This window comes from Streptomyces sp. NPDC005866, assembly GCF_040629895.1.
GTDB lineage: Bacteria > Actinomycetota > Actinomycetes > Streptomycetales > Streptomycetaceae > Streptomyces.
On sequence record NZ_JBEXWP010000029.1, the window covers coordinates 47,398 to 71,884 of the forward strand.

Genomic DNA, 24,487 nt, shown 5'->3' on the forward strand with positions numbered 1-24,487 from the left:
GGTCAGCGTCGACGCAGACGCGACGCCAGGGCGGCGCCCCCGGTGAGCACCAGCACCGCGGCGGCGCCGCCCGCCAGCAGTGGCGCCGACGGGCCCGAGCCTGAGCCCGTGTCGGAGGCCACGGGAGTGCTGTCGGCGGTAGCGGTTCCGGTCGTTGGGGAGACCGGGGCCGCCGCCGTCTGCCGTGTCGAGGTGGCAACACTCCTGGAGGCGCTGGGAGTCGGGGCGGCTGAGGTGCCGGGAGCCGACGTGGCACTCGCCCGCGGCCGCGGGCTCGCCGTCGCCCCGCCGTCCTTCTTCGTCGGGAACACCACGTCCGAACACGAGTAATAGGTGTCCGTGGTGCTGCTGTTCTGCCAGATCGTGTACACCATCTGACGGCCCGTCCGGTCAGCCGGCAGCGTCGCGCCGAAGTGGTACGCCCCGTTCGTCAGGGGCGGGTCCTTGAACTCCGCGAAGGGCCGCGAAGGCAGATCGGACCACTTCAGCGGCTTCGTCGGGTCGTACCCCTGCTTCGTCAGATACAGCTTGAACGTGCCGGCGTGCGCGATCGTCGACGCGTATGTCATCGTCATCCGGGCGCCCGGGGTCAGTCGGGTCGCGGGCCAGTCCGCGCGCGCCAGGTCGAGCCCCTTGTAGACCGGCAGGTTGCCGCTGCACAGCCTGCCGTCCGGAATCACCTGCCGGTCACGGCCGTTGACCCCCGCCACCCGCAGGTTGTCCCACGCGGCGAAGTTCTGCCCGCTTGCCGCGATAGCCGCCCGGCAGGCCGCCGTCGGCGCGCTGCCACCGCTGGGGGAGCAGGCGTAGACCCGGCTGACGGGGTCGGTGGGCGCGCCGTGCGCCTGGGCGGGCCCCGCCGCCCACGACAGGAGCAGAAGCGGAGCCGCGACGGCGGCTCCCGTCAGACGGGCGGTCGTCCGGGTCATCGGGACGTCTCCTCGGCAGGCGCGGGTACGGGGTCTGCTGAAGTGAGTACGGGAATCGGGCGCGCACCGTTCACCGCGGTTGGTCACGGGGCCAGGTGATGTGTACGGCACCGGCCTGGTCGTCCGTTTTGTGGACTTCGCGAGCGGAATTGAGAACCAACCGTCCGGCTCGTACCGTGGTGATCGCCGATGTGTGCCCGGCCGCCGCAGCGCCCCCGAAACCGGCACGAACGCGAGGGAGGGGCGCGTTCTGATCTCGTGCGTTCGTGCAGTGTGGACGCCGATCGCGTGGTCACGTCGACTTGCACGTGTCCCTCACCAGGTCCGCACAGTTGGACTCCCGTTGCCGCACGGTGAGCTATCGTGTGCACGGGGTAAAAACAAACCGCATGCCCCGTCGGTTTGGAGCTGTGAGGAGTGTCGAGTCGATGGCGAGGCAGTTACGCGCGGAGCAGACCCGCGCCACGATCATCACGGCCGCCGCCGACCTCTTCGACCGGCGCGGCTACGAATCCACCAGTCTGAGTGAGATCGTCGAACACGCGAAGGTCACCAAGGGGGCGCTCTACTTCCACTTCGCCGCCAAGGAGGATCTGGCGCACGCCATCATGGAGCTCCAGTCCCGCACCTCCAGCCAGTTGGTGAGGGAGATGGAAAGCCGCGGCTACTCCTCGCTCGAGGCGCTGATGCGCACCACGTTCGCGATCGCCCGGCTCTCTGTCGACGGCCCGATCCCGCGTGCCGGACTGCGGCTCGCCACCGCGGACGTCAGCGTACGGCCGCCGCTCAGGCATCCGTTCACGGAGTGGATGGAGTTCGCCACGCGTAAACTCCTGGGCGCCGTCAAGGAGTCCGATGTCCACCCGGACCTCGACGTCGGCGCGGTCGCCCACTCCCTGGTCTGCTTCTTCGTCGGCACCCGGGTCGCCGGCCGCAACCTGGAGCCCGTGGGACGACTGCCGCGCAGGGTCGCGGAGATGTGGTATCTGACGATCCGCGGCCTGGTCCCGGTGCACCGGCGGGCCCGTTACATGACCCTCGCCACCCAGTTGGAACGCGAGACGAGAACGGCGTGACAGGCGCCGTGGGTTCGGCGGAGCCGGGCGACCCGCGCGATAGCGTGGCGCCCATGCCCGACTCCGCCGACGCACCGGTGATCCTCGGCACCACCGGCCCGTTCCCGCACAGCGTGCTGGCCGAACGGCACCCCGCGATCATCCGCCAGGTGTGCGACGCCTTCCCGTATGGCCCCGAACAGCACCGCGCCCTCGACGCGCTGCTGCACAACTGCACCGAAGGTGTGATCGAACCCCTGCCCGACGACGACCGGTGGCGGCGGTGGGGCCTGGACATCTACGCCGGACAGTCCTGGTTCGACGTGCCGTGGCTGTGGTCCGAGAGCTACTTCTACCGCCGACTCCTCGACGCCGTGGGCTACTTCGGCCCCGGCCCCTGGCAGGGCATCGACCCCTTCCGCCCCTTCAAGCTCGCCGAACTCGACGCCAAGGAGACCGACGAGGAACTGGCCGCGCTCGACACCCTCGACGACGACCCGGACCGCGCCCTGCTGCACGGCTCCCTCTGGGGCAACCGCGCCGATCTGGGATTCCGTCTCTCCGCAGAGCCGGGTGAAGCCGTCTCCGCCCTGGTCGCCGACGACAGCGCCGAGCTGTGGCGGCTGCTCCGGGGCGGCACCCTGTGCCTCGTCGCCGACAATGCGGGCCGCGAACTCGTCCCCGACCTGCTGCTGATCGCCCACCTCCTGGACACCGGCCGCGCCGACCGCGCCGTCCTGCACATCAAGCCGTACCCCTACTACGTCTCCGACGCCACGACCGCCGATGTGCTCGACGCCCTGCGCAGGCTCACTGCCGCACCGGGTGCGGCCGCAGAGTACGGCCGCAGCCTCTGGTCGGCGATGTCGGACGGCCGGCTCACCGTGCGCGCCCATCCCTTCTCCTGCGCTCCGCTGCCGTACACCGAGATGCCCGGTGACCTGCGCGCCGAGTTCGCCTCCGCCGCCCTCACGATCTTCAAGGGCGACCTCAACTACCGTCGTCTGGTGGGCGATCGGCTCTGGCCGCCGACCACCCCCTTCGCCGAGGTCACCGCCTGGTTCCCGGGCCCGGTGGCCGCGTTGCGCACCCTCAAGTCCGATGTGATCACAGGCCTGGCCGCGGACACCGTGGCGTCCCTCGACGCGGCCGAGGGACAGCGCTGGCGTACGGCCGGAACGCACGCCCTGATCCAGGTCAACCCAGGGCCGTCGGCAGCGACTTGAGCCCGTTGATGAAGTTGGCGACCAGCCGTTCGGCGGGGCCGGCCCGCTCCAGGGCGGGCGCCTCCGTGTAGAGCGTGCGCAGCTGGAGCCGCGCGAAGTGGGCGCCAAGGCAGATGTGCTGCCCTTCCCCGAAGGACACCTGAGGGTTCGGCGTCCGGCCGGGGTCGAGCCGGTCGGGTGCGGCGAAGGCCCGCTCGTCACAGTTGGCCGACGCGTGCGGGACGACGACCTTGTCATCCTCTCTGATCCGCCGGCCGCCCAGCTCGGTGTCCCGCACGGCGGTCCGGCGGAAGGCCGGCACCGGAGGATGCCGGCGCAGCCGGAGCGGATCGAAGACGTCGGGGACGGGCGGGCCGTCACCGCCGCCAACAGAGGTGGTCATACGACCACGGTGACCCGCGCGGCGGGTGCCGGCAAGGGCAGGCAAGGGCAGGCAAGGGCAGGCAAGGGCAGGCAAGGGCAAGGCCGAAAAAGCGAAGGCAAGGAGTTCTTCCGCTCCTTGCCACTCTCAACCTATAGCGCACCTGGGGCCTTGCGGCAAGGCCCGGTCGGTGTTGCAGAATCTCGGGCCGAAGCCAGTACCTGCGGAAATCAGTGATCCGTGACGTGTGCGTGCCTTTCTTTTCCTGTGGGGGATTTCGATGCTCGATGTGATCGTGGTCGGCGCCGGACCGGTGGGATTGATGCTGGCGAGCGAACTGCGGCTGCACGGGGTGCGGGTGCTTGTGGTGGAGAAGGAGGCGGTACCGACCGACCAGTCCCGCGCGCTCGGTCTGCATGCGCGCAGTGTCGAGATAATGGACCAGCGCGGTCTGCTGGAGCGGTTCCTCGCCCTCGGCCAGAAGTTCGCGGCCCCCGGTTTCTTCGCCGGTATTCTCGCGCCGTGGCCCGACCGGCTGGACACCGCGCATTCCTATGTCCTCGGCATTCCGCAGACCACCACCGAGCGCCTGCTGGCCGAGCACGCCGGTGCACTCGGCGTCGAGATCCGGCGCGGCTGTGAACTGGTCGGGCTGAGCCAGGACGAGGACGGGGTGACCGTCGAACTGGCCGATGTCGGCCCAGCCGGCGGGGCAGGCACGCGGCTGCGCTCGCGCTACCTCGTAGGCTGCGACGGCGGCCGCAGCACGGTACGCGGGCTGCTCGGCGTCGGCTTCCCCGGCGAGCCGGCCAGGAGCGAGACATGGCTGGGTGAGCTGGAGGTGGCCGCCGCGCCGGAGGAACTGGCCGCCGTGGTGGCCGAAGTCCGCCGGACCAACGCGCGGTTCGGCGTCATGCCCCGCGACAACGGCGTACACCGCGTCATCGTGCCCGCGGCCGGGGTGTCCGAGGACCGCAGGGTCCCGCCGACCCTCGAGGAGTTCAGGCAGCGGCTGCGGGAGTTCGCGGGCACCGACTTCGGTGTGCACTCCCCGCGCTGGATCTCCCGCTTCGGCGACGCCACCCGGCTGGCCGAGCGCTACCGGGACGGCCGGGTGCTGCTGGCCGGCGACGCGGCGCACATCCACCCGCCGACCGGTGGACAGGGCCTCAACCTCGGCATCCAGGACGCGTTCAACCTCGGCTGGAAACTGGCCGCCGAGGTGTACGGCTGGGCGCCGGAGGGACTGCTGGACAGCTACCACGGCGAACGGCACCCGGTGGCCGCCGCCGTGCTCGACAACACCCGTGCGCAGAGCGAACTGCTGTCCGGCGAACCGGGTGCGCGGGCGGTGCGCCGGCTGGTGACGGAACTGATGGGCTTCGAAGAGGTGAACCGGTACCTCATCGAGAAGATCTCCGCGATCTCCGTGCGCTACGACCTCGACGAGGGGCATGAACTCCTCGGCCGACGGCTCCGGGACGTCCAGCTGAAGCGGGGGCGCCTCTACGCGCTGATGCACGGCGGCCGCGGGCTGCTGCTCGACCAGACCGGCGGGCTCTCGGTCGCCGGCTGGGCGGACCGGGTCGACCACGTCGTCGACGTCAGCGAGGAACTGGACGTGCCCGCCGTACTGCTGCGGCCGGACGGTCATGTGGTGTGGGCCGGCGAGGACCAGCGGGAGCTGCTCGGACCGCTGGCCAAGTGGTTCGGCGCCGCGGCCGGTTGAGCACCCGGTCAGGGTGCTCGGGCGGGGCCGGGGTGTGAGGGGCGGACGCCACCAAGGCCGGCCGAGGTTCCCGGATTCCGCCCCGGTTCACGCGATGGTGTGAGCATGTGCCGCACGGCGGATGGCCGTTGGAGCGCACGGGTAGGGCCTCGGCCATGACGCAGCCGTTCGAACTCCCGCACTTCTACATGCCGTATCCCGCGCGGCTCAACTCGCACCTGGAGGAGGCCCGGGCCCATTCCACCGAGTGGGCCCGTGGGATGGGCATGCTGGAGGGTTCCGGGATCTGGACCCAGGCCGACCTGGAGGCACACGACTACGGCCTGCTGTGTAGCTACACCCACCCCGACTGCGACGGCCCCGCCCTCTCGCTGATCACCGACTGGTACGTGTGGGTGTTCTTCTTCGACGACCACTTCCTCGACATGTACAAGCGCACCCAGGACCGCGCCGCCGGCAAGGCCCATCTCGACCGGCTCCCGCTGTTCATGCCGCTCGACCTCGCCACGCCCGTGCCGGAGCCGCAGAACCCGGTCGAGGCCGGCCTCGCCGACCTGTGGGCACGTACGGTGCCGTCGATGTCGGCCGACTGGCGCCGCCGCTTCTCGGTCGCCACCGAGCATCTGATGAACGAGTCGATGTGGGAGCTGGCCAACATCAACGAGGGGCGGATCGCCAACCCCGTCGAGTACATCGAGATGCGCCGCAAGGTGGGCGGCGCCCCCTGGTCTGCGGGGCTCGTCGAGTACGCGACGGCGGAGGTGCCCGCGGCCGTCGCCGGGACGCGGCCGCTGCGGGTGCTGATGGAGACCTTCGCCGACGCCGTCCATCTGCGCAACGACCTGTTCTCCTACCAGCGCGAGGTGGAGGAGGAGGGCGAGAACAGCAACGGCGTGCTGGTCCTGGAGACCTTCTTCGACTGCACCACCCAGGAGGCCGCCGACACGGTCAACGACATCCTCACCTCCCGCCTCCACCAGTTCGAGCACACCGCCCTCACCGAAGTGCCCGCCCTCACCGTCGAGAAGGGCCTCACGCCCGGCCAGGCCGCCGCGGTCGCCGCCTACACCAAGGGGCTGCAGGACTGGCAGTCGGGCGGCCACGAATGGCACATGCGCTCCAGCCGCTACATGAACCAGGGCGCCACCCCGTCCTCCCCCTGGCAGCACCTCACCGGCCCCGGCACCTCCGCCGCCGACGTCGGCGCCCTGCTCGCCTCGGCCGCCGCCGAACGTCTGCGTGCCTACTCCCACGTGCCGTTCCAACAGGTCGGCCCCTCCCTCCTGCCCGACTTCCACATGCCGTACCAGGTCGAGCTCAGCCCGCACCTCGACGCCGCCCGCACCCGGCTGACCGACTGGGCGCGCGGCACCGGCATGCTCGCCGAGGGCGTCTGGGACGAGGACAAGCTCGCCGCCTGTGACCTCGCGCTCTGCTCCGCCGGCCTCGACCCGGACGCCACCCCCGAGGAACTCGACCTCAGCGCCGACTGGCTGGCCTGGGGTACCTACGGGGACGACTACTACCCCCTGGTCTTCGGCACCCGGCGCGATCTGGCCGGCGCCAAGCTGGCGACGGCTCGCCTCTCCTCCTGCATGGCCGTCGCCGGCGAGCCCGTCCCTGTACCGGTCACCGCCATGGAGCGGGGCCTGATCGACCTCTGGGCCCGCACGACCGCCGGGATGAGCCCCGAAGACCGGCTCGCTCTCAAGCAGTCCGTCGACATGATGACCGAGAGCTGGCTCTGGGAGCTGTCCAACCAGCTCCAGCACCGCATCCCCGACCCCGTCGACTATCTGGAGATGCGCCGGGCCACGTTCGGCTCCGACCTCACCCTGAGTCTGGCCCGCCGCGGCAACGGCCCCGCGATCCCCACGGAGGTCTACCGCAGCGGCCCGGTCCGCTCCCTGGAGAACGCCGCCATCGACTACGGCATGCTCGTCAACGACGTCTTCTCCTACCAGAAGGAGATCCAGTACGAGGGCGAGCTGCACAACGCGATCCTCGTCGTCCAGAACTTCTTCGGTGTCGACTACCCGACCGCGCTCCGCGTCGTGCACGACCTGATGACCCAGCGGATGCAGCAGTTCGAGCATGTCGTCGCCAATGAACTCCCGGTTGTGTACGAGGACTTCGAGCTGTCGGCCGAGGCCCGCGAGGCCATGGACGGCTATGTCCGCGACCTGCAGAACTGGATGGCCGCAATCCTGAACTGGCACCAGCGGGTCGACCGCTACAAGCCGGAGCATCTCGCCCGCCGGGCCCACGGCTTCCTGCCGGACCGTCCGCCCCTCGCCCCGGCACTCCCCCTGAACTGACCAAGCGTATCGCCACCGGTGACGGCGCGGGCCTCTTCCTGGAGGTCCGCGCCGGCTTCGTACCCCCGGTTCCTGCTGGAGGGCGGTGTACAGCCCCCCGGGCGCGCTCAGCCGCACCTTCGCCGCCACCCCGACGGCGCTCGGCCCCGCCGTCCTCCCGCCCTCCCCGCAGCGGGCGTCACCCTGCGTGTCCTGCCCCGCGAAGACACCCCCGCCGCCACCGGCACGCCCACCTGGGTCTGCTCGGCCTCGCCGCTCCCAGCGACCCCCTGCGCGTGCCCGACGAGGTCCCGCTGACCACGCACGGCCTCGGAGCGGAACCCGTCGCCGTCCTGCTCCTCACCGGGCACCCCCGCGACTGCCGCCCGGGCCCGCCTCTCGCCGACCTCGCCGGCGGGCGCCGGCTCGACACACCCGACGCGGGCCTGCCCCTCGCCAGCCGCGTGCCTCGACGGGCGGCGGCGCCTTCCGCCCGGCGCTGCGCTACGACGGCTCCGTCCGCGCCCTCGCCACCCTCACCGCCACCGGTCACGGCGTCACCCTGCTGCCCCGGCGGCGCACGGCAACCGGCATCCCCGGCACGCTCGCCGTCCCCGTCCCCGTCACCGCACCACGGCTCGCTCACCGGGTGGAACCGGTGTACGGCGGGACACCCGCAGGAGCGGCGGCGGACCTTGTGGCGAGCCTTCTCGACGAGGCCCAAGGTGCAGGTGAGGCCTGAGCCTTCCCGCCCCTGACCCAGGGCCAGTCTCACTCGTTCGTGACTCGTCGCCCGCGTGCGCCGGGTAGAGCTGCGGCTGGAGGCGAACCATGGAACAGACCGCTTTGCGTCCCAAGCCGATCCCCGGGCAGGAACGCCGGGAGGGGCCCGAACCCGGCCCGACCCGGCGCCCGCACGCCGCGCGCCGACGCGGCCGGCGGATCAGGTCCCTGCTGTTCGGCCTGGCCGCCGGCACGGTCCTGGTGCTGTCCGGGGTCGGAGTCGGCACGGTCGGCGCCACGGTGATCGGGATGAACAGACTGGCCGAACTACAGCGCCACACCCCACCGAAGCCGCCCGGGCCCACCCCGTCCGCCACCGCCGGCCCCACGCGCATTGCCGCCGCGACTCTCGGCGTGGAGGCGGCGGACGCCGAGAAGGTGGGCGCATTGGTGGTTGCCGTCCATGTGCCTGGACCGGGCTACACGGCGGGCCTGGTGCGCGGCGACGTACTGCTCCAGTTCGGCGACACCCGGATCGACAGCGCGGCAGACCTGGCCCGAGCGGTCGCCGGGGGCCGCCCCGGGAAGGAGGTCAAGCTCAGGGTGCGGCACCAGAGCGGGGGGTACCAGCAATTGACCGTGGTGCCGGCGGTCATCACCTGAGGGCGCCGCCCGCAGGGGCACTCCGAAGGAGAGCGGGGCAGTATCGGTATACGGCTCCGTCGCGTGGGCGCGGCCCGCGACCACGCCGCCGCACCGGGCACACGACCGCAGCCCGCGGTGCCGGCGATCCCCCAACCGGCTCGCGCGGCCACGCCGCACCCGGCAGGATGCTCACCGAGGCCCCCACAGTCCCCTCACCCGCACCGGGAGGATCGGATGACCGGCAGCAAACCCGCGCCCTTCACCGCCGACGACTACCGGGCCCGTATGACGCGCGCGGCGCGCACCGCGGCCGACGCCGGACTGGCCGGGCTCCTGATCGCCCCCGGCCCCGACATGGTGTGGCTCACCGGCTACACCCCCACCGCGGTCACCGAACGGCTCACCCTCCTCGTCCTGAGCCCCGGCAGGGACCCCGTGCTCGTCGTCCCCACCCTGGAGGCCCCCGACGCCGAGAAGGCCGACGGCGCGGCCGCCCTGACCCTGCGGGACTGGACCGACGGCACCGACCCCTACGCCGTCACCGCCGGCCTGCTCGCCAGGGAAGGCCGTTTCGGTATCAGCGACAACGCCTGGGCCATGCACCTGCTGGGCCTGCAGAAGACACTCCCCGGCACCTCCTACGCCTCCCTCACCGACGCGCTGCCCATGCTCCGCGCCGTGAAGGACAAGGCCGAGCTCGAACTCCTCGCCGCCGCCGGAGCGGCTGCCGACGCAACGTTCGAGGAGATCCGCAAGGTTCCCTTCGCCGGCCGCCGGGAGTCCGACGTCGGCCACGACCTCGCCGACCTGCTGCGCCGCTTCGGCCACGACCAGGTCGACTTCACCATCGTCGGCTCCGGCCCCAACGGGGCCAACCCGCACCACGAGGTCGGCGACCGCGTCATCCAGGACGGCGACATGGTGGTCCTCGACTTCGGCGGCCTCAAGGACGGCTACGGCTCCGACACCACCCGAACGGTGCACGTGGGCCCGCCGACCCCCGAGGAGCGCGAGGTGCACGACATCGTGCGCGCCGCCCAGGAGGCCGGATTCCGGGCCGTAAGCCCAGGCGCCGCCTGCCAGGAGGTCGACCGGGCCGCCCGCGCGGTCATCACCGACGCCGGGTACGCCGAGTCCTTCATCCACCGCACCGGCCACGGCATCGGCGTCACCACGCACGAACCGCCGTACATGATCGAGGGCGAGGAACGGCCGCTCGTGCCCGGGATGTGCTTCTCCGTGGAGCCCGGCATCTATCTGCCCGGCCGCTTCGGGGTGCGGATCGAGGACATCGTCACGGTGACCGAGGAGGGCGGGCGTCGTTTCAACAACACCACCCGCGAGATAGTCATAGTGGGCTGACCGACCCGGCCCCGGGAGCACCTTCTCGCCCCCACCCCACCCCGAACGGCAACGGCGCGATCCATGACCCAGGCACCGACACCCAACGCGGACACCGTCCGCCGACTGGTCCGCTCGCTACTCAAGGAGAGCGCGACCGGGACCTCGGGCCCCGACATCCGGCCCGTCGCGGAGGGCGGTGACCACTCCACCTGGTGGGTCGGCAGCCGGTATGTGCTGCGCCTCGCCCCCGACCGCGAGGCCTCCGTGCGCCAGCGCCGCGAACTGCGCCTGCGCGACCTGGTCCGCCCGCACCTGCCCGTCGCCGTCCCGTCCGGCATCGCGCAGGGCGAGTGGGCGCCGGGGCTGTCCTACACGCTGGACACCGCGATCCCCGGTGGTACGGCCGAGGAGCACGACGTCTCCGCGGTCGGCGAGGCGGATCTGGCCGGGCTGCTCACCGGGCTGCGCGAGGTGCCCGTACGGCAGGCCGAGACGCTCGGTGTGCCGCGCACCCCGCCGCGCTCCCTGGAGGCGCTGCGCCGGATGGCCGTGCCCGCCGCCGAACGCCTCGCCTCCGCCGACGAGTTCGACCCCGCGCCCCTGTTCCACTTCACCTCGCCGGGCGCCGCCCAGCTCGCCGCCCAGCCCGGTACGGCCGTGCTGGCCCACCACGACCTCAAGGGCGAGCACCTGGTGGTCAGCGCCGACGGCAGGGTGCGCGGTGTCCTCGACTGGACCGACGCGGCGGTGGGCGACCCCGCCGAGGACATCGCCGGGCTCGCCCTCGCGGTCGGCTCCGGCGCGGCCGTGCGCGCGGCCACCCTCGCCGGCTACGGCGCCCGCCCCTGCCTGCGCGGCCTGTGGCTCGCCCGCTGCGACACCGTCCTCCGCCTCACCGACCGCCTCGAAGGCCGCGACGACAGCCCCCTGCCCCTGCTGCGCACGCAGCTCCGGCGCGCCTGGGAGGCCATCCTGCTGGAGCGCGTGTCGGACCTCCGCGAGGACGACACGGACGAGAAGCCGTAGGACACGCGCGCGTGCACGCCATGCGCACGGAGCAGTACGCGCGCGTGCACCCCGTGCCCACGAAGCAATGGGCGCGCGTGCACGCCATGCCCACGGCCCGGCACGCACGCGTGCTCACGCGCGAGTCAGCACCACGCACGACTGGCCCGGCACCCGCAGCAGCCCGTCGGCGTCCGGTGCCGTCACGGAGTCCCACGCGGCCAGGACCTTCACCCGGCCGGTGCCCAGCGGGATCGCGGCCGGTTCCTCGCCCAGGTTCACCGCGACCCGCACATCACCGCGCCGGAACGCCAGCCAGCGCGCCTCCTCGTCGTACGCCACCTTGGTGTCGGCGAGGTCGGGGCCGGTGAGGTCCGGCTGCTCGTTGCGCAGGGCGATCAGCCGGCGGTACCAGGCCAGCACGCGCGCGTGCGGCTCGCGTTCCGGCTCGGACCAGTCCAGGCAGGACCGCTCCCGGGTCGCCGGGTCCTGCGGATCGGGGATGTCCTCCTCGGCCCATCCGTGCGCCGCGAACTCCCGTCGCCTGCCGCGCCGTACGGCCTCCGCCAGATCCGGGTCCGTGTGGTCGGTGAAGAACTGCCAGGGGGTGCCCGCCGCCCACTCCTCGCCCATGAACAGCATGGGCGTGAAGGGCGCCGTGAGCGTCAGCGTGGCCGCGCAGGCCAGCAGGCCGGGGGAGAGGGTGGCCGAGAGCCGGTCGCCCTGGGCGCGGTTGCCGACCTGGTCGTGGGTCTGGGTGTAGCCGAGCAGCCGGTGCCCGGCCACCCGCGCGCGGTCCAGCGGCCGGCCGTGGCGGCGGCCCCGGAAGCTGGAGTACGTGCCGTCGTGGAAGTAACCGCCGGTGAGGGTCTTGGCGACGGCGGCGAGCGGGGCGCGGGCGAAGTCGGCGTAGTAGCCCTGGGACTCCCCGGTCAGCGCGGTGTGCAGGGCGTGGTGGAAGTCGTCGTTCCACTGGGCGTCCAGGCCGAGCCCGTGCTCCGTGCGTGCGGTGATGACGCGGGGGTCGTTCAGGTCGGACTCGCCGACGAGGAACAACGGCCGGCCCGACTCGGCCGCCAGGCCGGCCACGGCCGACGACAGTTCCTCCAGGAAGTGGCACGCGCGCGTGTCGCACAGGGCGTGCACCGCGTCCAGGCGCAGCCCGTCGATCCGGTAGTCGCGCAGCCAAGCCAGCGCGCTGCCCACCAGGTACGCGCGCACCTCGTCCGAACCGGGCGCGTCCAGGTTGACCGCCGCGCCCCAGGGCGTGTGGTGCGTCTCCGTGAAGTACGGCCCGTACGCGGGCAGGTAATTGCCCGACGGGCCGAGATGGTTGTGGACGACGTCCAGGACGACACCGAGCCCGAGTTCGTGCGCCCGGTCGACAAACCGTTTCAGCGACTCGGGCCCGCCGTACGGCTCGTGCACCGCCCACAGCGAGACCCCCTCGTACCCCCACCCGTGCCGGCCGGGGAACGGGCAGAGCGGCATCAACTCCACGTGGGTGACGCCGAGTTCCAGCAGATGTTCCAGCCGCCCGGCGGCCGCGTCCAGGGTGCCCTCGAGGGTGTACGTGCCCACATGCAGCTCGTAGAGCACCGCGCCCGGCAGCGCGCGGCCCGGCCACGCGGCACGCCACTCGTACCGACCGTGGTCGACGACCGCGCTGAGCCCGTCCGGTCCGTCCGGCTGGCGGCGCGAGCGCGGGTCGGGCAGCACAGGGCCGTCGTCCAGCGCGAACCCGTACCGCGTGCCGCCCTCGGCGTCCGCCTCCCCGGCCCACCAGCCCGGCCGCTGCGCATCGCGCCCCAACGCGCTCGTCGCGCCGTCGCAATGGAGCGTCACACGGTCTGCCTGCGGTGCCCACACCTCGAACTGCACGGACGGTTCCCCTTCGTCTGGCTCATCGTGAGGTAGTCCGTCCATCGTGCCGCGAAAGCGATCAATCCGCTTTTGAATCCCGCCTTTCCCGGCGGGTGTCGCCGTACGTACGCGCGCGTGACGGCCGTTTCCCCGTTTTCTGGACACCCGGGGTTCACTGACCCAGAATCGGCAGCGTGACGTCGTCCTTCGAGTTCAACACCTACCCCGCGCGGCTGTCCGACGCGGAGCGCGACAAGGCGCTGAGTGTGCTGCGCGACGGCGTCGCCATGGGACGGCTGTCGCACGACACGTTCGTGCGCCGCATGGAGTTGGCGCTCGCCGCCCGCCGCGTGGACGAACTCGCGGCGCTCACCGCCGACCTGCCCCAGGAGAGCCGCCTCGCGCGCGTGCTCTTTGGCACCGTGGAGGCCGTCTCCGGGTTCACGGTGCGGCTGCGCCGGGCCTGGCAGGCCGAGCGGCTGCCCAAGCTGCTGCTGCCGCAGCCGGGCAACGGACATCCGCTGCGCATCGGCCGCGACCCCGCCAACGGGCTGCGGCTCAACCACGAGACGGTCTCCCGGGTGCACGCCGAACTGCGCCGCCAGGGCGGCCTGTGGGTCCTCAGGGATCTCGGTTCCACCAACGGCACGACGGTGAACGGCCGACGGGTGATCGGCGCCGCCGTCGTCCGCGAGGGCGACCAGGTCGGCTTCGGCCGGGTGTGCTTCCGGCTCGCGAGCGGCTGAACCGCCCCGCCCGGTGGCCGAAAAGCGTTTGCCCGCCGTGGTGTTGACGTACCCCTCAAGTCGTGACTGACTGTGCGTACACCCTGCACATCATGTGAATTGACGGCACAGCATCGTGGAGGTGTGCCCTGCCGCCCCTCCACCGCTATCCGTCCGTGGACGAGCTGGCCTCGCGGGCGGCCGCGCTGGTCGCCGACCGCCCCCGGGACGCCCGGCTGCGCAGTATCGGGACCTCCCGTGAGGGCACGCCGATATGGCTGCTTTCCATCGGTCACGGCAGCCGGCACACCCTCGTCGTCGCCGGCCCGCACGCCAACGAACCCGTCGGCGGCGCCACCGTGCTCCGCCTCGCCGACCGGGTCCTCGCCGACCCCCGGCTCACCGAGGACGCCGACGTCACCTGGAACCTGCTGCTGTGCCTGGACCCGGACGGCTCGCGCCGCAACGAGGGCTGGCTGGCCGGGCCGTACACGCTGGGCCACTACTTCCGGAACTTCTTCCGGCCCGGCTTCCTGGAGCAGCCCGAGTGGCTGCCCGACGGGGCGGACGCCGTCGTGCTGCCCGAGACCCGGGCACTGCTCGACCTCCAGGACGAGCTGCGGCCCTTCCTCCAGTGCTCACTGCACGGCGTCGAGGTCGGCGGCGGCTTCGTCGAGCTGACCCATGACCTGCCGGGCCTGGCCCAGCGCCTCGCGCACACCGCGAGCCGGCTCGGCATCCCCCGCGAACTCGGCGCCTACGACGCCCTGTACTGGTCCACCCTGGGCCCGGCCGTCTACCGGGTCCCGCCGCCCCGCCGGGGCGACCTGGCCGCCGCCATCACCGAGGCGGCCGTCGAGTCCACCTGGTTCCATCCGCACCGGCACGGCACCCTCACGGCCATCGTCGAGGCGCCCATGTGGGGCGCGGCCGCCGTCCAGGACGGCGCAGCACCCGCCGACCGGGACGCGGCGCTGCACGCCCTCAGCCGGACCCTGCGGCACGACACCGGCCTCCTGGAGGGCGTCCTGGCCCGGATCCGGCCCCAGTTGTCCGCCGCGCCGGACGCGGTCCGGCTGCTCGCGCCGGTGGCCGACTACCTGCTCGTCTGCCCCGGTCTCGCCGACGCCTGGGACCCCGGCACCGACGTCGTCGGCGCCCGCCCGCTGCCCCCGCTCAGCACCGCCCACCTGGCCGCCCTGCGGATCGCCGGGCGCCGGCTGGCCCTGCGCACCGCCGGGCTGCTGCACCGGCTGCTGCGCGGCACCGGCCACGACCCGGCCGGCGCCCTGCCCGACCTGGACCGGCTGATCGACACCTGGTGCGCGGACTACCAAGAGACCTTCGGCGCGCGCTGGATCCCGGTCGCACGCCAGGCCGAGTACCAGACACGGGTGGTCCTGAGCGCTTTCGAACTGGCGCACCGCCACGCGCGCGTGCGTGCTCGTTCGGGTGAGTGGGGCTGGGGCACCGAGGCCGCCGTGCCGATGCACAGGGAATGACCCATCTGAGCAAAGCGACAGCGGCCGGCGGCGCCCTGCTGGCGGCCGCCGCCCTCCTCGCCGCCGGCCCGGCCCAGGCCCTGTCCGGCGCCACGCACGGCGGCGACTACCTCTACCTGACCGTCACCAAGGGCGACAGCCGGTCCAGCGACACGCGCGGCACACTGCTGCTGTGCGACCCGCCCCAGGGGCACTCCCGCGCGGCTGAGGCCTGTACGGAACTCGACACGGTGGGCGGTGACATCGCGCGCATCGCCCCGGCCAAGGACGCGATGTGCCCGATGGTCTACGCCCCCGTGACCGCGCAGGCGCGCGGGACGTGGAACGGCCGGCCGATCGAGTACCGCGAGACGTTCTCGAACGCCTGCGAGATGGCGGTCCGCACCGGACCGGTCTTCGCCCTCGACGACTGAACCCGGCGGCGGCGTGCGGCCCCCGGGGCAAGATCCGCCGGACAGGCCCCAGACCTCACGCCGCCCGCTCACGGGCGTGCTGCGCGGCCGCCAGCACCGTCCGGGACTGATGCTCCACCTGGCGCTCCAACGGCACCCAGCGGGCCCGGAAGCGCTCCCCGTAGGCGTCGCACCAGGAGGCGACCAGCTCTTCCAGTCGTGGCGCCGTGCGGTCGTCCGCCTCCCGCAGCACCCGCAGCAGCATCGACGCCGCCCGCAACGGCAGCCGCCGCCCGAAGGCGTCCACGCTGCCGACGTACGCCATCGTGGTGTCGATCGGCGGCCGGTGGATCCAGTCCTCGGCCAGCCCGGGGATCAGCGCCAGCGCCCAGCGGGCCGCCCGCAGCAGCGGCCCGTCCAGGCCGTCCAGCCGGGGCAGCGCCTCGGCCAGCACCCGCTCCACCTCCCGCGAGTCCCGCAGCAGCCGCCGCGCCAGCCGCCGCATCGCCGCCGCCGGCGCCGGGTGCGGCGCCGGGTCGTCGACCAGGTCGCTCGCCCACATCGGCACCTCGACCACCGCCGTCAGACCGCCGTAGCGGTGTGCGTGGTACCAGGTGCTGTGCCGTGCGTCGTCCGGCATGCTCGGGTAGGCCACCCCCGACTCCGGACCGGGCATCACCCGGACCCCGGGTCCGGACGCCGGCCAGCCCGCGGCGTCCGAGGCACCCGTCTCCACCGGGATGTGCAGCTCCGCCGCGGACTTGGCGAACGGTTCGGCGAGCCCGGGCACGTCCTTCGTCAACTGCACCCAGCTGCCGCCCAGGTCGGTGCCGTGCAGGGTCACCTGGAGGTAGGGGCGCAGCTCGTCGATCACCCCGAGCAGGGCCAGGGTCTCGGGCGGCAGCCGGTCCGGGGGCAGCACCGACGGTGACCACTCCGGCTGTTCGGGGCCCGCCGGGCGGTAGAAGCCGAGGTGGTAGTCGAGCAGGCTGCGCGGCGCCGGGGTGACGTGCAGGCTCGCTCCGTCCGGGTCCGCGCACAGCAGGAAGTGCCAGGAGGTCTCCGCCCGTAGGTCCCGCTCGTTCAGCACCCGTTCGGCCAGCACCTGCAGGGTGCCGCCCCCGGCCGGCTCGTTGGCGTGGGCGCCCGCGACCACCAGCACCGCCCGCCGGGCGTGCCCCACGGACAGCAGGTGCAGCGGTCGGCCCGCGCGGGAGACGCCGATCTGCCGCAACGTACACAGGCCGGGCCGGTGAGCGGCCAACGCCCGTGCGGTCGCGACCAGTTCGGCAACACTGGGGTAACGCAGCTCCGGCAGGAGACTCACCCCCGACTCGTCCGCCCGGCTTCGCATTCCCCAGTCCCGCACGGCATAGGTGAACTGTCAAGAACCTCCCGGGGGAGGCTCCAGGGGGCGCCCAGGGGCATGTGTCGTCGGCCGCCAGGGCGGTCGGCACCGATGGGGTGCGAAGCCATTACGGGGCGCGGAACGGCTCCGCGCGCTTTTACGGACGCGGTCCGCGCCCCGTCAGTTTCGGCAACCCCCCATCCCGACCGCGCATTCACCCGTTCGAGTGAATATGCCCCTCGGGCTCCACCCTCCCCAGTACCTCCAGTCCCCTCGGTCGCCTCAGGCCCCGTCCCCGGCGTCCCCGCCGTCCACTCGCTCCAGCAGCGCCACCGGCAGATCCTCGAAAAGCCCGGCCACGTGTGCGTGCCCCGTGAACTCCCGATGCGGAGCCAGTACGTCCGCCCACCGACCCGGCGGCAGCGGCAGGACCGTGTCCCGCCAGCCGCCCGCCTCTGCCAGCCGCAGCGACAGCCGGGTCACCGCCGTGACCACCTCCCCGGACCGGGCGAACGCCAGACAGTGCGCCGCGGCCGGGCCCTCCGCCGCCAGCGGCGTGTACGTCGCCGCAGCGCCGAAGACGTCCGGGCGCCGTGCCCGCAGCCGCAGCGCCGCCGCCGTCACCGCGTCCTTGTCGCCCGGCCGCTCGGGCGGGAAGGAGACCGGCCGCCGGTTGTCCGGGTCCACCAGCGCCCGGTACTCGCCCTCCGTGCCCTGGTAGACGTCCGGCACACCCGGCATCGTCAGATGGACCAGAGCCGTGCCGAGCACGTTCGCCCGGACGTACGCCGCCAGGGAGGCGCGGAAGACCGCCACAGGCTCTCCTGGCGCCCCGCACGGCCCCGCCGCGACGAACGAGGCCACCGCCTGCTCGTAGGGCGGCTCCTGCTCCGTCCAGCTCGTGTACAGACCCGCCTCCCGCACGTGCTTCAGCAGCGCCCCCTGCACCCGCTCGGGGTCCGCCGGGCCGAGCCCGAACACCGTCTGCCAGGCCGCCCACGCCAGCTGCGCGTCCGGCACGCCCTCCCCCTCCCGCGTCACCTCGGTCAGCACGTCCGCCCAGCGCTCCGGACACTCCGTCAGCACGGCCAGCGCCGCCCGCACATCGGCGCTGCGCTTGGTGTCGTGCGTCGTCACCACCGTCCCCGTGAGCGGCCAGTCGCGCTGCACGCGCGCGCAGTACGCGTGAAAGCCGTCGGGGGAGACGCCCGGGCTGCCGGGAGCACCGCCCACCTCGGTCGCGGACAGCAGCGGCACATAGCGGTAGAACGCCGTGTCCTCCACGGACTTGGCCCGCAGCGCCGAAGACGTCTGCGCGAACCGCGCCCGGAAGTCCGCGGGGCCAGGCCCGTCGTCCCCCGCCAGCAGCAGCCCGCGCACCACGTCCACCGCCCCGCCCTCCTCGGGCACCAAGAACGCCTGCCGCGCCTCCTCGGCGGCCTCTTCGGTGACCACGGCGGCCACGTCATCGGAGGCGTACGGCCGGTACACCCGCATCCGCACCAGCAGCTCCTCCAGCGCGATGCGCAGCGCCCAGGGCGCCCGGTCGCGCAGTGCCGGGTCCGGCGACGTCGCGCACACGCGCGCGGCCACCCGGGTCAGCCGGTCCGTCTCGGCCGCCAGCTCGTGCGTGAGCACCTTGTACGCCGCCCGCCGCGCCGTCGCCTCCCAGTCGCCGCCCCGGTCCGTCTGCGGGGCCGCGAACCGGTGGTACTGGCCCAGCAGTTCAGCGGCGCCGGCGGGATCCGTGAACAGGCCGTCCACCTGCCGCAGCGCGTCGTACCCGGTGGTCCCCGCGACCGGCCAGCCGGCCGGCAGCCGCTCGCCGTCGGCCAGGATCTTCTCCACGACCGTCCAGCGCCCGCCGGTCGCCTCGTGCAGCCGCGCGAGATAGCCGTCGGGGTTTGCGAGCCCGTCGGGATGGTCGACGCGCAGCCCGTCCACCACCCCCTCGTGCAGCAGCTGGAGGATCTTGGCGTGGGTGGCCTCGAACACCTCCGGGTCCTCCACCCGCACGCCGATCAGCTCCGAGATGCTGAAGAACCGCCGGTAGTTCAGCTCGGTCCGGGCCAGCCGCCACCACACCGGGCGGTACCACTGGGCGTCCAGCAACGCCGGCAGCGGCAGGTCCGCGGTGCCCTCCCGGAGCGGGAAGGCGTGCTCGTGATAGCGCAGTACGTCACCGTCGACCACCAGCTGCCCGAGCACCTCGCCGACCGGCCCGCCGAGCACCGGCACCAGCAGCTGCCCGCCCTGCGCCTCCCAGTCGATGTCGAACCAGCGGGCGTACGGCGACTTGGGGCCCTCCCGCAGGACCTCCCACAGGGCGTGGTTGTGCCGGGGGGACATGGCCATGTGGTTCGGCACGATGTCGACGACCAGACCGAGCCCGTGCTCCCGCGCGGTACGCGCGAGCGCGCGCAGCCCCTCCTCGCCGCCGAGTTCCGCACGCACGCGCGCGTGGTCGACGACGTCGTAGCCGTGTGTGGAGCCCGGGACGGCCTCCAGGACGGGGGAGAGGTGCAGGTGGGAGACGCCGAGCGAGGAGATGTACGGCACGGATGCTTCGGCGGCCGGGAAAGGGAAGCTTGGCTGGAGCTGGAGGCGGTAGGTGGCTGTCGGCGCGGCGGAGGCGGTTCGCTCGGCTGTCATGCGGACCTATGTACCCGTCTCGTTGAGTTTTGTGTCACGGCGCGGGCCGGTGGGGGCTTGCAGTGCCCGCGTGGCGGGGCCGCATCCCGGATGCGGCCCCGCCACGCGGGCGGGTCGCCCTAAGCGGGCCTCTTCAGAACAGTCAAGCTCCGCCCCACCAGCGTCAGCCGTGCGCCCCCGTCCACCTTCGGCCCGGGGGGCACCTCCTCGGCCCGTGCCGTGTCCACCACCACCTCCCACTGACGCCCGTGGTTCACCGGCACCAGGAACTCCAGCGGCTCCGGTGAGGCGTTGAACATCAGCAGGAAGGAGTCGTCGGTGATCCGCTCCCCGCGCATGTCCGGCTCCGAGATCGCGTTGCCGTTGAGGAACACCGTCAGGGCCGACGCCTGTGTCGACCCCCAGTCCTGCTGGGCCATCTCGTGGCCCTCCGGAGTGAACCAGGCGATGTCGGAGAGGTCGTCGTGGGTGCCCTCCACCGGGCGGCCGTGGAAGAAGCGGCGGCGCCGGAAGACCGGGTGCTCCTTGCGCAGCCGCGCCATCGCGCGCGTGAAGGCCAGGAGGTCACTGTCGTCCCCGGGCGCCGGCCAGTCCACCCACGACAGCTCGTTGTCCTGGCAGTACGCGTTGTTGTTGCCGTCCTGCGTGCGCGCGAACTCGTCGCCGTGGCCGATCATCGGCACGCCCTGGGAGAGCATCAGCGTGGCGATGAAGTTCCGCATCTGCCGCTCGCGCAGTTCGAGGACCGCGGGGTCGTCGGTGTGTCCCTCGACCCCGCAGTTCCAGGAGCGGTTGTGGCTCTCGCCGTCCCGGTTGTCCTCGCCGTTGGCCTCGTTGTGCTTCTCGTTGTACGCCACCAGGTCGTGCAGCGTGAAGCCGTCGTGGCAGGTCACGAAGTTGATGGAGGCCAGCGGGCGGCGGCCGTCGTCCTGGTAGAGGTCGGAGGAGCCGGTCAGCCGGGACGCGAACTCCGCGAGCGCGCGGGGCTCGCCACGCCACAGGTCGCGCACGGTGTCGCGGTACTTGCCGTTCCACTCGGTCCACAGCGGCGGGAAGTTGCCCACCTGGTAGCCGCCCTCGCCGACGTCCCAGGGCTCGGCGATCAGCTTCACCTGGGAGACCACCGGGTCCTGCTGCACCAGGTCGAAGAACGACGACAGCCGGTCCACCTCGTGGAACTGCCGGGCCAGCGTGGCCGCCAGGTCGAAACGGAAGCCGTCGACATGCATCTCGGTGACCCAGTACCGCAACGAGTCCATGATCATCTGGAGGACGTGCGGGGACTGCATCAGCAGGGAGTTCCCCGTGCCGGTCGTGTCCATGTAATAGCGAGGGTCGTCCGTCAGCCGGTAGTACGACGGATTGTCCAGACCCCGGAAGGACAGCGTCGGGCCCAGGTGGTTGCCCTCGGCGGTGTGGTTGTAGACCACGTCCAGGATCACCTCGATCCCGGCCTCGTGCAGCGCCCGGACCGCCGACTTGAACTCCAGGACCTGCTGGCCGCGGTCGCCCCAGGAGGCGTAGGTGTTGTGCGGGGCGAAGAAGCCGATCGTGTTGTAGCCCCAGTAGTTGTTCAGGCCCATGTCGACCAGCCGGTGGTCGTTGACGAACTGGTGGACCGGCATCAGCTCCAGTGCCGTGACGCCCAACTCCGTCAGGTGTTCGATGACGGCCGGGTGGGCGAGGCCCGCGTAGGTGCCGCGCAGCTCCTCGGGCAGGCCCGGGTGGCGCATGGTCAGGCCCTTCACATGGGCCTCGTAGATCACGGTGTGGTGGTACTCGGTGCGTGGCCGCCGGTCGTCGCCCCAGTCGAAGTACGGGTTGATCACCACCGAGGTCATGGTGTGCGGGGCCGAGTCCAGGTCGTTGCGCTTGTCGGGGTCGCCGAAGTGGTAGCCGTACACCTCCTCGCCCCAGCGCACCGACCCGCTGATGGCCTTCGCGTAGGGGTCGAGCAACAGCTTCGCCGAGTTGCAGCGAAGCCCGCGTCCGGGGTCGTACGGGCCGTGCGCTCTGAAGCCGTAGCGCTGCCCGGGCATCACTCCCGGCAGGTACGCGTGCCGGACGAAGGCGTCGCTCTCGCGCAGCTCCACCGCCGTCTCCGAGCCGTCGTCGTACAGCAGACACAGCTCCACTCGGTCCGCGGTCTCCGTGAACACCGCGAAGTTGGTCCCGGCGCCGTCATACGTGGCGCCGAGCGGATATGCCTCTCCAGGCCAGACCTGCATGAAGTCGACTCTTCCAGGTGTGTCTTGCGCCCGGGGGCGCCTTGGTCATGAGTCTGCCCGAATGTAATGGAACCCCAGGTGACTTGCGGACCTCTTACCCGGCGACCAGTGCACACAGTGGCCCATGTGGCGAAGTGTGCCGAATCAGTGGGGCAATCACGTACTCCCTGTGACCAAGGGGGAGTAGGGGGAAGATGTGCGCAAGATAGTGCACCGCCATCTGGGCAAGGTGGTGGCAGGTGCGGGCCTGGCGGTTGCGGGGACCGCCGTGATGGTCGGGATCACCCTGCCTGGTACGGCGGGGGCGGATGACGGGGGAGGGAGCGACGGGAACGGCACGGCCGCCGCGCAGCAGGCGGGGCAGGGCACGGACGCCGTCAAGCCGGGCGTGGTGGAACAGGCGCCGGCCGACGGGAAGAAGGGCACGGGCAGCGACCCGCTGACCGACGACGAGACCAAACGTGTCGAACGTCTCGCTCTGACCCAGCAGATGTTCGGCGCAGCGGAGAACGTCGAGGGCCGGCATGGCCCGCAACGGATCAGCGTCGACCTCGCCGAGCCGAACGCGAACGAACTGGACGACACGAACGCGCCGCGCCGCGCGGACGTGACGTTCTACGACTACAGGGACGACAGCCTCGTCACCCGGACTGTCAACCTCGGCACCGGCAAGGTCGAGCAGACCACCACCCGGCGGGGTGTCCAGCCGCCGCTCAGCCGCGACGAGAACGTCGAGGCACTCAGGCTGCTCGTCGCCGATCCGCTCGGCGCCGGCCTGAAGGCGGACTTCAAGGACGCCACGGGCGAGGAACTCACCTCTCCGGAGCAGCAGCTGCTGCTCAACAGCGCGGTCTACCGCGCCACTCCGGGCGCCCAGCCGGCCGCGCTCGACAAGTGCGGCGAACAGCGCTGCGTGCGGCTCTTCCCGAAGGTCAAGAACGGGCCCTGGATCGACGCCCGCTCCCTGATCGTCGACCTCAGCGCGCGCAAGGTCGTGAAGCTCGGCCGCTGAGCCGGTCCCGTTCGCGTTTCCCAGCCCGTTCCCGACTGCATCTCCCGCACGAGGAGTCACTTCGTCATGCACCCGAACAGAATCCGCCGTGCCCGCAGGACGGCCGCCGTCGGCCTGTCCGTGGCCGCGCTGGCCGCCGGCGCGACCACCGCGGCCGGACCCGCCGCCGCCCAGCCCAAGCGGGCCGCCACGGCCGCCGCCGACTGCTCCGCCGCCTACCGGATCGAGCAGAAGCTCTCCACCGGCACCACCTGGCGGATGTGCTGGCGTTACGACAGCAAGGCCGGACTGGTCCTGGAGCACATCTCCTACCAGCCCAAGGGCGAGTCGGCCCCGATCAAGGTCCTCTCCAGCGCCCGCCTCGGCCAGATCGACGTCCCCTACGACGACGGCAGTGTCGAGTACGACGACCTGACCGGCTTCGGCTTCGCGCAGGGCCTGGTGCCGCTCGCCGCGGCCGAATGCCCCGGCGGCACCATCAGGACCGTCAAGGTCCCCGACGCCTGGGACCCGGCCCACCCGAACGTCAAGGGTCTGTGCACCACCACCCGTTCGCGAGGCCACGCGTACCGGATGCAGGCGGACACCGGCAACCGGGTGTACCAGCAGCAGGGCAAGGACCTGCTGGTCTACACCGTCAACAAGGTCGGCTGGTACGAGTACATGACCGAGTGGCGGTTCCAGGACGACGGCACGATCAACATGAACGTCGGCGCCACCGGCAGCCTCTCCCCGGGCGACTACGACGCCGGGGACGGCCGCGGCTGGCCGATCGGCAAGGGCGCCCACGCGTACGCCACCAGCCACAGCCACAACGTCTTCTGGAAGCTGGACTTCGGCCTCGACGGCTCCTCCAAGAGCCGTGTCGAGCAGTACGACTCCGTGGTCAGCGCGCCCGCGCACGGCCAGGAGGCGCCCACCAACAAGACCACCCGCACCAACGTCACCAAGGAACTCGCCGGTGACTCCAAGAACATGCGCTGGTGGCGGGTGGTCAGCACGGCCGGCAAGAACAAGGACGGGCACGCCCGTTCGTACGAGATCGTGCCCGGCGCCAGCAACAAGTACCCGGGTCACGGTTTCACCAAGCACGACATCTACTTCACCCAGTACGACAAGTGCGAGCTGTTCGCCAGCAACAACCCGGGCTGCGCGAGCGGTCACCCCAAGAACGTCGACCAGTGGGTGAACGGACAGACCCTCACCAACCCCGTGGTCTGGGTGAACGTAGGTTTCCACCACGTCGCGCGCGACGAGGACCAGCAGCCGATGCCGGTCCACTGGCAGGGCTTCTCCATAGCCCCGCGTGATGTCACCGCCATGAATCCGCTCACTCCGGCCGCCCTCGCTGATCAGAACGGACAGCCCCGAAACGGTAGTTGAGAAACGACACTGTCCATCCGGCTGCACCGCCGACCACTCCCGGAGTACCCTTCCTTGATCGTTGGCAC

The 24,487-nt window shown here is 72.1% G+C and carries 17 protein-coding genes and 1 pseudogene; 12 read left to right on the forward strand and 6 right to left on the reverse strand.

What is annotated here, in order from left to right:
• Window positions 1-2 precede the first annotated feature (2 nt).
• Window positions 3-929, reverse strand: coding sequence for a lytic polysaccharide monooxygenase (locus tag ABZ396_RS33520; protein ID WP_358922985.1), 927 nt, complete (start codon window positions 927-929; stop codon window positions 3-5).
• A gap of 428 nt (window positions 930-1,357) precedes the next feature.
• Between ABZ396_RS33520 and ABZ396_RS33525 the strand changes: the two genes are divergently transcribed.
• A complete protein-coding gene (locus ABZ396_RS33525; RefSeq protein ID WP_358922983.1) occupies window positions 1,358-2,005 on the forward strand; it encodes a ScbR family autoregulator-binding transcription factor in 648 nt (215 codons plus the stop codon).
• Window positions 2,006-2,058: 53 nt separating this feature from the next.
• Window positions 2,059-3,210, forward strand: a complete 1,152-nt coding sequence (locus tag ABZ396_RS33530; protein WP_358922981.1) for a damage-control phosphatase ARMT1 family protein — start codon at window positions 2,059-2,061, stop codon at window positions 3,208-3,210.
• Here the strand turns inward: ABZ396_RS33530 and ABZ396_RS33535 are convergent.
• Window positions 3,182-3,541 (reverse strand): annotated as a pseudogene (locus tag ABZ396_RS33535) (cytochrome P450); the annotation flags it as partial. The gene ABZ396_RS33530 and the pseudogene ABZ396_RS33535 sit on opposite strands and share 29 nt — an antisense overlap.
• A 310-nt stretch (window positions 3,542-3,851) precedes the next feature.
• On the opposite strand from ABZ396_RS33535, the gene rox reads away from it, so the two are divergent.
• The 5 genes from rox (at window position 3,852) to ABZ396_RS33560 (ending at window position 11,335) form a co-directional block, all read left to right on the forward strand.
• Entirely contained in the window at window positions 3,852-5,300 is a 1,449-nt protein-coding gene (gene rox, locus ABZ396_RS33540; RefSeq protein WP_358922980.1) for a rifampin monooxygenase, read from the forward strand.
• A 155-nt stretch (window positions 5,301-5,455) separates the two neighbouring features.
• A complete protein-coding gene (gene cyc2 / locus ABZ396_RS33545) occupies window positions 5,456-7,618 on the forward strand; it encodes a germacradienol/geosmin synthase Cyc2 (RefSeq protein ID WP_358922978.1) in 2,163 nt (720 codons plus the stop codon).
• Window positions 7,619-8,428: 810 nt separating this feature from the next.
• Window positions 8,429-8,983, forward strand: a complete 555-nt coding sequence (locus ABZ396_RS33550; protein ID WP_358922976.1) for a PDZ domain-containing protein — start codon at window positions 8,429-8,431, stop codon at window positions 8,981-8,983.
• Between the two features lie 216 nt (window positions 8,984-9,199).
• The gene (locus ABZ396_RS33555; RefSeq protein WP_358922974.1) at window positions 9,200-10,327 is read left to right on the forward strand and encodes an aminopeptidase P family protein; all 1,128 of its coding nucleotides are present in this window, start codon (window positions 9,200-9,202) and stop codon (window positions 10,325-10,327) included.
• 63 nt (window positions 10,328-10,390) lie between these two features.
• On the forward strand, window positions 10,391-11,335 hold the full coding sequence (locus ABZ396_RS33560; protein ID WP_358922972.1) for an aminoglycoside phosphotransferase family protein: 945 nt from the start codon (window positions 10,391-10,393) through the stop codon (window positions 11,333-11,335).
• A 114-nt stretch (window positions 11,336-11,449) separates the two neighbouring features.
• On the opposite strand, the gene treZ is transcribed toward ABZ396_RS33560, so the two are convergent.
• The gene (gene treZ / locus ABZ396_RS33565) at window positions 11,450-13,195 is read right to left on the reverse strand and encodes a malto-oligosyltrehalose trehalohydrolase (protein ID WP_358922970.1); all 1,746 of its coding nucleotides are present in this window, start codon (window positions 13,193-13,195) and stop codon (window positions 11,450-11,452) included.
• A gap of 176 nt (window positions 13,196-13,371) precedes the next feature.
• Here treZ and ABZ396_RS33570 point away from each other — a divergent pair, with 176 nt between their 5' ends.
• From ABZ396_RS33570 to ABZ396_RS33580, 3 genes are all read left to right on the forward strand, one after another.
• Window positions 13,372-13,923 (forward strand): DUF1707 and FHA domain-containing protein, encoded by a 552-nt coding sequence (locus ABZ396_RS33570; protein ID WP_358922968.1) that lies wholly within the window; start codon window positions 13,372-13,374, stop codon window positions 13,921-13,923.
• 155 nt (window positions 13,924-14,078) lie between these two features.
• A complete protein-coding gene (locus ABZ396_RS33575; RefSeq protein ID WP_358922967.1) occupies window positions 14,079-15,404 on the forward strand; it encodes a M14 family zinc carboxypeptidase in 1,326 nt (441 codons plus the stop codon).
• Entirely contained in the window at window positions 15,401-15,817 is a 417-nt protein-coding gene (locus ABZ396_RS33580; protein WP_358922965.1) for an SSI family serine proteinase inhibitor, read from the forward strand. The genes ABZ396_RS33575 and ABZ396_RS33580 overlap by 4 nt, the downstream gene beginning before the upstream one ends.
• A 55-nt stretch (window positions 15,818-15,872) precedes the next feature.
• On the opposite strand, the gene ABZ396_RS33585 is transcribed toward ABZ396_RS33580, so the two are convergent.
• The 3 genes from ABZ396_RS33585 to glgX all read right to left on the reverse strand — a co-directional run bounded on the left by ABZ396_RS33585 (window position 15,873) and on the right by glgX (window position 22,024).
• Window positions 15,873-17,123: a M14 family zinc carboxypeptidase gene (locus ABZ396_RS33585; RefSeq protein ID WP_358922963.1), complete on the reverse strand. Its 1,251-nt coding sequence runs from the start codon at window positions 17,121-17,123 to the stop codon at window positions 15,873-15,875.
• A gap of 303 nt (window positions 17,124-17,426) precedes the next feature.
• The gene (gene treY / locus ABZ396_RS33590) at window positions 17,427-19,796 is read right to left on the reverse strand and encodes a malto-oligosyltrehalose synthase (protein WP_358922962.1); all 2,370 of its coding nucleotides are present in this window, start codon (window positions 19,794-19,796) and stop codon (window positions 17,427-17,429) included.
• Between the two features lie 119 nt (window positions 19,797-19,915).
• Window positions 19,916-22,024, reverse strand: a complete 2,109-nt coding sequence (glgX, locus tag ABZ396_RS33595; RefSeq protein ID WP_358922961.1) for a glycogen debranching protein GlgX — start codon at window positions 22,022-22,024, stop codon at window positions 19,916-19,918.
• A 196-nt stretch (window positions 22,025-22,220) separates the two neighbouring features.
• On the opposite strand from glgX, the gene ABZ396_RS33600 reads away from it, so the two are divergent.
• Together ABZ396_RS33600 and ABZ396_RS33605 are read left to right on the forward strand one after the other, a co-directional pair.
• A complete protein-coding gene (locus ABZ396_RS33600; RefSeq protein WP_358922959.1) occupies window positions 22,221-23,036 on the forward strand; it encodes a Tat pathway signal sequence domain protein in 816 nt (271 codons plus the stop codon).
• A gap of 66 nt (window positions 23,037-23,102) precedes the next feature.
• Window positions 23,103-24,419 (forward strand): copper amine oxidase, encoded by a 1,317-nt coding sequence (locus tag ABZ396_RS33605; protein ID WP_358922957.1) that lies wholly within the window; start codon window positions 23,103-23,105, stop codon window positions 24,417-24,419.
• The last annotated feature ends 68 nt before the right edge of the window (window positions 24,420-24,487 follow it).